Below are 8,364 nucleotides of genomic sequence, written 5' to 3'. Positions count from 1 at the left end.
ATGATGCTCAGACGTACGGTAGCTGKASAAGCGCGAGAAAGAAACTAAACGCGATGCTGCTGCAGCGCCGGCCCCTAAAAAAGACGAGCCAAAGCCGAAGCGCGACAACAGCGAATTCAATGCCCTGAACAACCAGTTGAAGCAGGTAAAGCGCCAGATAAGCGAGGTAGAGAAACAGGTGCAGATACTGGAGCAGGAGCTGGCTAAATTCGAAACCGAGCTGGCTGACCCAAAGGTATACGGTAACCCGAATGTGCTACAGGAAACATCCCAGAAGTTTGAATCGGTGCAAAAGGAGCTGGATGCTGTAAACCAGAAGTGGGAGAGCCTGATGCTGGAAGCCGAAGAGCTGGAAGCGCAGCTGGGAAGCTAGCCTGGAAACCTGCCTATAATAATAAAGTGTTATTCTAAGTCGAAGCAGCAAGCCATGGGTTTGCTGCTTTTTTTGTGTTGATTCAGGTGTACTGTATTGAGTTTCAGTGGGTGTGAAGTGTGATGGATCTATACTTTAATCCAAAGATATGCGTATATGGAAATTGCACTTTGAGATAAAGTGTCATTTTGCTATTTTGTTCCTGAATCTCACCTTATACTTATGAAAACTTACTTACTAATGGTACTGCTTATTTTGAGTAGTATGTATAATTGCTCCCTGGCGCAAGGCGACGGTGAAATAATTGTACAGAAAAAAGGCCTTGGATTTGCTTACTATCAGCATGGCAGACAAATCAGTAAAAAACAGCTTTTGCACATTTTGGATCAACATCCGGAGGCAAGACAAGAGCTTCAGAAAGGCAACCGCAACTCACTTCCGGCTTCTGTGCTTTCCTATGCCGGCGGGCTCCTGATCACGTACCCGATGAGCAGGCAGCTGTCCGGCAACCAGCCCAACTGGTTGATTTCCGGTGCGGGGGCGAGCCTGCTGACCTTCAGTATACCTTTTGCCGGTGCCAGAATGAAGCGGGAGCACTGGGCAATCTATGTATACAACGAAGGGCTACGCTATGCCAGCAAACCCCAGCCAGACATCCGCCTTGGCTATGCCTTTAACCGGGCTACCCTCATTTTTACCTTCTGATCAGGGCCAGCCCTTTCAATACTTTAGGGCTGTGTATCCTGCCTGCGCCAGTCTATGGTGTGAAACAGCCACACCACCAGGGTATGATTACTGGTAAAGCGGCCCGGTGTGGCTGCCTGCACATAGCGGTTCATATAGCCCGCCTGCAGCATCAGCCCTTTGTGCCGGGCGGCAGCCATCAGCGAGATGCGGTTTTGGTCAAAAGGGGCGGTGGCTTCTTCTCCCAGGTTCATCAGTAGTTCGTTGGATACAACAAGGCTGGGCAGTACACCCCCCAACGTAAGTGCAGGGAAGTTGCGCCGCAGCACGGTCTGGATGCGGACGCGATGGTTAAAGGTATAGCCGTCCGTTATTTCACCGGCTGCTGTACGCTGGCGATAGCGCAAATCCCAGCGTAGCCGGTGCTGCAGGCAAAATTGCCGCCAAGTGGGGTCGGGATGACGACCTGCGCCCAGGGACGGTGCTCCCGTCGCCTGAGCTCACCACCCACCGGAAGCCACACATGGGCATAGCCTGCGGTTACATCAATGCGGTTTGGAAAGTGTGTAGTCAGGCCGGTTCGCACCACGCCAAAACCCTCCGGTATATAATGAAAGTCATTCCAGATGGAAAACCGCTCTGAAACACGGGTCGAGGTCATGTAGCCAAACCAGAACTGCTCGTTTTGCTGCACATCCTTATGCTGCGCAGCCAGTTTTGCCGGGCAGCAGAGTACCGGCAGAAGCATAAGCAGATAAACCAGGGAGTAGCGCATCCTTTTTTGTGGCCTGGTGGCAGTGTACTGACGTTCCATGGTACGAATATAACGTGTAAAGCGACGTGCCGTATGTATAGCGACGCTACTTACCGCCTTACACAATGGACAATCTCAGTACAATAAACCAGATCAGCAGACAGAGTAACAAAATTATGTTTCAGTTTGATCTGGCACAGAATAAATTCAGTTTCCTTTCAAGTGCTTTTCGCGATTTATGGGAACCGGAGCAGGAGCGGCTTCAGCGGCAACCCCAACTCCTGCTCGATACCGTGCCCGAAGAAGATCGCGCCGTCGTGGTTGACTGCTGGCACAAGTTACTGCGGGGAGAACCTGTTGAGAAAACCATACGCATGATGCGAAATAACAGGCTGCGTCACATGCGCTGCAGTGTTTACCCCATTCGTGATGCAGCGCAGAAAATAGTGGCTGTGGCAGGTATGGCCGAGGATACCAGTCGTCAGCAGGAATTTATCAACTACCTCGCCGAGTTCGGGCGTCGCAAGGACAGTGCGCTCGAAATGGTAATGCATGACCTGCACGGGCCATTGGCAATTGTCCAGAGTGTAGCTGCCCTGCTGCGCAAAGACACGCAGGATAACCGGCTGGAGGAAGTAGTGCAATACACCACCATTATTGAAAATGCCTGCATTCAGTGCACAGATCTGATCCGCGACCTGCTCAGCGAGGAGCATCTGGTGTCGCCGGAAATTCCGTGACCAGAACACGCGTCGACCTGAATAAGCTGATCAGCAGCATGGCCGAGTTCTACCAGAAAGGGCAGATTGTACAGCAGACGCTGGTGCTGGATCTGCCGCAGGAACCGCTCGTGCTGGACCTGGACCAGATCAAAATATCCCAGGTGCTGAACAACCTGATCTCTAATTCCATCAAGTTCACCCCAAGCACGGGCAACATCACGATAAGTGCCTACCAGGAGGGGGATGAAGTCGTGATCGAGCACAGCGATACAGGCATCGGTATACCTGAGAACCTGCATGCGAAACTATTTGAGCGCAAGGCGAATGTCGGGAGGTCGGGACTGAACGGGGAGAAGTCGCGTGGGCTGGGGCTTTCCATTGTATATGAGCTGGTGCGGCTGCATGGTGGCCACATCAGTGTGCACAGCCGCGAGCATGAGGGCGCCCGCTTTGTGATCAGGCTGCCGCTCTATGCTGATTAGACACGGCTGTTGCGCGTCTGCTTCATGTAGTTCAGACTTTCTTCGTCGAGCGGCTTGTGCAGGAAGCCGCGCACAAGCGGGTAATTACGGGAAAGATTCTTGTCGCTGGCAGCGATGGAAGAGGTGAGGATGAACACATCCAGTTTTCCTTTGAGCTTTTCTTCATAGGGGCGCAGCACCTCCAGAAAATCCCAGCCGCTTTTGACAGGCATGTTCAGGTCGAGCAGGATTACATCCGGCAGGGGAGCAGTGTCAGTAAAGGACAGAGCAGCCAGAGCATCATCTGCAGAGCTATAGGTATGAATCTCGTCGGCAAAGCCTGCATCCTCCAGTACCAGGGATGTCAGGTATATGCTGATGTCATCATCATCAATTATGTAAACCTTGCGGGCCATAGGCTGGGAGCTCAAACTGTAATGTAAAAGTGGTGCCTGCTTCTGGCCTACTTTCTACCTCTATCTTGCCTCCAATAGCGTTCATTTGCATTTTCACCAGGTATAGCCCGATGCCCTTACCATCCGGCCCTGTATGGAAGCGCTTGTAGAGCTGGAACAGATGCGGCCGCACCAGGTCCAGGTCCATTCCGCTGCCATTGTCTGTTACACGTAATTGCAGGCTGTTATCTTTCCTTACGCTATTTACCTCTATAAGTAAGTCCCGGTGCGAAGATTTGTACTTAATCGCGTTAGAAATCAGGTTGTGCAGTATGCTGTAGACGAAAGCCCGGTTGGCCCAGAGCAGGTCATCTTCTTTCAGGTCCAGCACGATCCGGCCATTGGCCTGGGTCAGCAGATGCTGCAGGCTCTGCGCCACTTCTGTCGCTACCTCGCTTAACAGGACGATCTCATGGGCCGCCTGGAGGTCAGAGGAACGCACAGCCAGTATTTTGTTCAGGTCACTGATCACATCATCAAGCCGGCGGGCGGAGGTTTCCAGGTTTTGCAGGCCCTTGGCAAAGCGGCTGCTGTTGTGGTCAAGCTTCTGTAGCACAGACGACAGCCCGACCAGGTTAGCGACAGGCGCACGCAGGTTGTGTGATACTATGTAGTTGAACTGCTGCAGGTCCTGATTCTGATGGTACAGGTGCTCGGTCGTTTTGAGTAACTGCTCCTGATCGAGCTTGCGTTCAGTGATATCGGTGTGGATGTAGATGTGCTTTACGATCTGGCCCTGCTCATTGGAAATAGGGGAGATGGTGACATCAGCCCAGATCAGGTTGCCGTTTTTCTTATAGCTGCGCAGTTCTTTGCGCATCGGGATGCCCTTTGCCAGCTGTTCTCTCACCCACAGGATCTCGCGCGGGTCCGTATCGGCAGAAGTCAGGATGTCGCTCGGGCGCTTGCCTACTACTTCTTCCATGCTATAGCCGGTCACGTTGCAGAAAGCCTCATTGACCCACTCTATCTCCAACTGTCCGTTGGTGATGATCACGCCGTTTGTCGTTTTACTGGCCACCAGCGAAAGCTTCCGCAGCTCTTCCTGCGCGATAACCTGCGCTGTGATGTCGGAAAACGCAATGAGGATACCGCCTTCAAAGGGGCTGATGGTAAACTGCAGAAAAGCACTCAGCTCGCAGAATTGCTCCTTAAACTGTACTGCCTTTTTTGTTTCGGCCACCTCATGGCATTTCTGCTTAAAGAGGGTTCCCTCCAGCATCGGGTATTCCTCCCAGATGCAGAGATCCATTAAGTCTTCGAGATCCCGGTTGAGGAAATTGGCGAAGACAGTGTTGCCGAAGCTGTAGCGCCACTCTTTGTCCAGGGCAAAAAAGCCTTCAGACATCCCTTCCAAAATTTTGTGCAGCTTCTTGGCCTGTGCATTTACAAGCAGGTTTGCCTCTTTCTCGTTGGTGCTGTCTTTGGCGATGCATTGTATGGCGAGCACCCGGCCCTCCAGCACGACGGGTACGAGTGCGGCCGACAAGTAGCGCTTGCTGCCATCGCGGTGGCGGATGCAGGTCTCGAAGTTGCAGGGCTGTCCCGTAAGGGCTGTGGAGAAGGCCTTGAATGTTTCTTCACGGTTATCCGGCAACACAAATTCGGCAAAATGGCTTTTCGGAAATTCTTCACGCGTATAGCCAGACAGCTTCACCACGGCGTCGTTGCAGGCCTGCACTTCCCCGCTCGTGCTCATCGTAAACACCAGGTCGGGGTTGTTGAAGAAGAGCGCTTTGTAATAAGCTTGGCTTTCTTTTCTCTGCCGCGAGGCCTCCATCTGCGTGGTAATATCACGCGAATTGGTCACGATACCCTGCACGTGGGGGTTGTCCAGCATGTTGGTCGCGACACAGCTGAGCCAGCGCCAGCTGTCGTTTTTGGCTTTGAAGCGAACAGGAGGAAGGTTTACTTGTTTGGTGTCGCCAGCAGTCAGGTTATAAAGCTCCTGTTCAAGAGAAGGTACGTCATCCGGATGTATCAGGTCAAACACATAGGTGCCCAGCAGGTCTTCCGGGGTATAGCCAAGTTCAGTGGCTATCGAATCTGAAATGTATTGATAGATCCCTTCACAGTTGAGTACTGTAATGAGTTCAGATGCATGACGTACAATAGAACTATAGAAATCCGGTGTAAGGATCAGCTCTTCAGGTGGCGTAAAATTTACCTTCATAAAGGTGCAGTGGCTTAAAACTTCCTGAATGTAATTGTAATTAGGCAATATGGGTTCAATTGTATACCGAAATTTATGAAAATGTTCTAAATGTTGAAAAAAGGCTTTCTAATATCCAAAATGTGGTTTTATGAAGCGTATTAAGTTACTTCATCTGCAGCTGTCAGTTAAGTTTTGATAATCAAATAAATAGGATAATAGGTATAAATCGCTGTGTTAAAATTGGATTAAAATCGTATTCTGATAAATAAAAAAGCCGGACTACTTTTCAGCAGTCCGGCTTTTGTTATGAGGGCTTGTCGTACTTATTCAGTCACGGCACGGAAAGCGTTTACGCGGCCATAACCGTAGTAAGGGTCGCGGCCAGGCTTGCCAAGATCGTCAGAAGTGGCCCGTAGTTTGGCCAGTACATGCGCTGGGCTCATCTGACCACCGTTACGTCCGATAAGAAGTGCTGCTACGCCTGTTGCGTGAGGACCTGCCATACTTGTACCAACTGACCAGTAGTACTGAGCAACTCCGGGAGTTAGGCTGCTGCCTGTGCTGAACACATAATCAAATACATAAACGTATTGTCTCACACCTGCAATGATGGCTATCTCATTACCCGGATGCATGTAGTCACCGCCTGGGCTGCAAAGTGCACATCAGAGGTACCATAGTTAGAGTAAGAGGCGAAGTCATCCATAAAAGTGCCGAAAGGATTAAGTGCCCAACCACGTGGAGCCGTCGCTGAAATAGAAATTACACCAGTAGAAGAAGAAGGTATGTGTACCAGCGACTTGTCTGCGTTTCCGTTGTTGGCGTCATTGCCAGCAGAGGCTATAACGGTTACACCATTCTTGGTGGCATAGCTGGTGGCGCGGTTTATGGCGATCAGCAACTCCTGCACGGCTTTGGTGTCGCTTTCAATAAAGTCATCAGATGGATCTTCTGGTGTGCCATTGTCGTTCAGGAATTTGCCATTGCGTGGAAGGGCCGCTCCAAGACTCATGTTGATTACATTAGCGCCTTGCTGTGTCGCATGAACAATGCCATTCATCATCCAGGAGAAAGAACCGGAGCCGGAGTCGCGCAGTACCTTTACCAAAATCAGTTTCGCCTCAGGCGCAACACCTATAATGCCAATGCCGTTGTCGGCTGCCGCAATGGTGCCGGCTGTATGGGTGCCGTGGCTACCTACACCCGATAGGGCGTAACTCAATCCTTCGCCTGGAACAAAGTTTTTGCTGGCAGCAAGATCGATGTTGGGTGCCAGGTCCGGGTGGTCTAAGTCAAAGCCGCTATCCAGTACGGCAACACGAACACCACTGCCACGATGGCCGGCGTTCCAGGCCTCTGGCGCTTTAATAGCGGCATGTCCCCACTGCAGGTCAAAGAAGCGGTCGTCGTCGCCGCTTGCCGGTGGTGTGCCCACGTTGCTCAGTTCGACAATCTTCATGTCATCCGGATTATACCACTGTACCTCCAGGTCGCGCACCACAGAGCGTACACCATTAATTTTAGAGGCATTGGCAACGAAATTCGGATCTTCTGAATAAACGGTGGCCACACCAGCCTGCTCAAGCAAGCTGATTACTTTGCCATTGGCGGCGTTCAGTTGAGCTGCAATATCAGCTGACATGGTTTCGCTGCTCGAAAGAACCACATACTGGTTTTTGTGCAGTTTTACGTTTGATTTTGGGTTAATTCCTTGCGCCATTTGCGTTGCTTCCTGGCTCAACTCGCCAGTTGGGTTCATGTCTTCTTCGGGGTTACATCCCATCAGGCCCACAAAGGCGAAAAGAGCCGGATAAAGTAAAGTTTTGGTAGTAAAAAATTTGTTGCGCATAGTTTAAAAGTTTAAATAATTAATTGATTTAGGTATAGTTTTAAAGTTTCTGGACGCAAACAGGCCTGGCAGCTTTTTAAATTAAAACAAGTTTCAAAGCTCGGTTGAAGCTAAGAGCATGTTTTACTAGAGCTGGTAAGCATGTAAATAAACGAGGTAAACAGACTACTAGAAGTGGTAAGTGTACCCTTGAAAAAGTGTAGGAGATGTTATGGCTATATAAAAATACCATAACGAGCTATTCTGAAATTAAGTTATGGTTATTTTATTGATTTAAAAAATAAAAATATTGATAATTTTTTATTTAATCTTTCCTCTGAGTGGAGTTCAGGTAAAGGCAGGCCTTGGGAAAGTCGCTGTAGCCAGTGCAGATGGCATTTTGAAACAGGTATAGGATATTATTCATATTTAATACATCTTTCCCTTCCATGCCTTATTTTTAGGTATCTTGCTATTGTAAATTTCAGCCATGCAGCAAAACATTCTACGCCGCCAGGCCTTGAACAAAGCGTATCTCTGGCTCAAGACCTCCCGCCCCGACATGGAGGCTTACAAAGCGGCACTCCGCACCCTGCTCGATAGCATCAACCTGAGTGAGAGTGAGGAGCATGAGAAAAATCACCTGCACGACTTTTTGAAGGCTGCTTTTTATGCACAGTATGGCGTAAAGACCAAGGGTAAGACGGACCTGAACTACGAGGCCATGCACGAGCTGGTGCTTTACTACCTGCGCGAGCGGGTGGAGCACAAGAACCACGACCTCAAATACGATGTGAAGCTCGTGGATCCGGGCTTTGCCATGCCGCGGGCGGAGTACGAAATGCAGGACCTCATCACTGTGAAGGTATAACAACTATTTTATCGCCCAGCTGTATCTTTATTAAGATTAATTCATTAGCCAAATGAAAAAT

At 50.1% G+C, this 8,364-nt stretch carries 9 protein-coding genes and 1 pseudogene; 5 read left to right on the top strand and 5 right to left on the bottom strand.

Translation table 11 applies throughout. The features are described from left to right. The first annotated feature begins 136 nt into the window (after positions 1-136). Together O71_RS20435 and O71_RS20430 are read left to right on the top strand one after the other, a co-directional pair. Positions 137-373 (top strand): ABC transporter C-terminal domain-containing protein, encoded by a 237-nt coding sequence (locus tag O71_RS20435; RefSeq protein WP_007660943.1) that lies wholly within the window; start codon positions 137-139, stop codon positions 371-373. 222 nt (positions 374-595) lie between these two features. After that, positions 596-1,078 carry a hypothetical protein gene (locus O71_RS20430; protein WP_155801045.1) on the top strand — a complete coding sequence of 161 codons (483 nt, stop codon included), beginning with the start codon at positions 596-598 and terminating at the stop codon, positions 1,076-1,078. Positions 1,079-1,101: 23 nt separating this feature from the next. Here the strand turns inward: O71_RS20430 and O71_RS20425 are convergent. Beyond that, positions 1,102-1,718, bottom strand: a pseudogene (locus O71_RS20425) (DUF2490 domain-containing protein). Between the two features lie 269 nt (positions 1,719-1,987). Between O71_RS20425 and O71_RS20415 the strand changes: the two are divergent. Both O71_RS20415 and O71_RS20410 read left to right on the top strand, forming a co-directional pair. Then, positions 1,988-2,551, top strand: coding sequence for a PAS domain-containing protein (locus tag O71_RS20415; RefSeq protein ID WP_192811720.1), 564 nt, complete (start codon positions 1,988-1,990; stop codon positions 2,549-2,551). Then, positions 2,548-3,015, top strand: coding sequence for a sensor histidine kinase KdpD (locus O71_RS20410; RefSeq protein ID WP_007660933.1), 468 nt, complete (start codon positions 2,548-2,550; stop codon positions 3,013-3,015). The genes O71_RS20415 and O71_RS20410 overlap by 4 nt, the downstream gene beginning before the upstream one ends. Here the strand turns inward: O71_RS20410 and O71_RS20405 are convergent. The 4 genes from O71_RS20405 to O71_RS26795 form a co-directional block, all read right to left on the bottom strand. Further along, on the bottom strand, positions 3,012-3,410 hold the full coding sequence (locus tag O71_RS20405; RefSeq protein WP_007660932.1) for a response regulator: 399 nt from the start codon (positions 3,408-3,410) through the stop codon (positions 3,012-3,014). The genes O71_RS20410 and O71_RS20405 overlap by 4 nt on opposite strands. Then, positions 3,385-5,622, bottom strand: a complete 2,238-nt coding sequence (locus O71_RS22275; RefSeq protein ID WP_007660931.1) for a PAS domain S-box protein — start codon at positions 5,620-5,622, stop codon at positions 3,385-3,387. The genes O71_RS20405 and O71_RS22275 overlap by 26 nt, the downstream gene beginning before the upstream one ends. A 305-nt stretch (positions 5,623-5,927) precedes the next feature. Continuing rightward, positions 5,928-6,203 (bottom strand): S8 family serine peptidase, encoded by a 276-nt coding sequence (locus O71_RS26800; protein ID WP_255345443.1) that lies wholly within the window; start codon positions 6,201-6,203, stop codon positions 5,928-5,930. 14 nt (positions 6,204-6,217) lie between these two features. Further along, positions 6,218-7,453: a S8 family serine peptidase gene (locus tag O71_RS26795; RefSeq protein WP_255345442.1), complete on the bottom strand. Its 1,236-nt coding sequence runs from the start codon at positions 7,451-7,453 to the stop codon at positions 6,218-6,220. A 469-nt stretch (positions 7,454-7,922) separates the two neighbouring features. Between O71_RS26795 and O71_RS20385 the strand changes: the two genes are divergently transcribed. Further along, complete coding sequence (locus O71_RS20385; protein ID WP_007660930.1) at positions 7,923-8,303, top strand: hypothetical protein; 381 nt, start codon at positions 7,923-7,925, stop codon at positions 8,301-8,303. Positions 8,304-8,364 lie beyond the last annotated feature (61 nt).

This window comes from Pontibacter sp. BAB1700, assembly GCF_000277005.1.
In the GTDB taxonomy this organism is placed as follows: Bacteria; Bacteroidota; Bacteroidia; order Cytophagales; family Hymenobacteraceae; genus Pontibacter; species Pontibacter lucknowensis.
The sequence above is the reverse complement of the archived record's forward strand: the minus strand, read 5'-3'. Positions and strand labels throughout refer to the sequence as shown.

What these genes read in the sequence shown, in the direction of transcription:
- O71_RS20430 (WP_155801045.1), top strand. Translation starts at nt 596, where the DNA reads ATGAAAACTTACTTACTAATGGTACTGCTTATTTTGAGTAGTATGTAT.
- O71_RS20415 (WP_192811720.1), top strand. Translation starts at nt 1,988, where the DNA reads ATGTTTCAGTTTGATCTGGCACAGAATAAATTCAGTTTCCTTTCAAGT.
- O71_RS20405 (WP_007660932.1), bottom strand. Translation starts at nt 3,410, where the DNA reads ATGGCCCGCAAGGTTTACATAATTGATGATGATGACATCAGCATATAC.
- O71_RS22275 (WP_007660931.1), bottom strand. Translation starts at nt 5,622, where the DNA reads ATGAAGGTAAATTTTACGCCACCTGAAGAGCTGATCCTTACACCGGAT.
- O71_RS26795 (WP_255345442.1), bottom strand. Translation starts at nt 7,453, where the DNA reads ATGCGCAACAAATTTTTTACTACCAAAACTTTACTTTATCCGGCTCTT.
- O71_RS20385 (WP_007660930.1), top strand. Translation starts at nt 7,923, where the DNA reads ATGCAGCAAAACATTCTACGCCGCCAGGCCTTGAACAAAGCGTATCTC.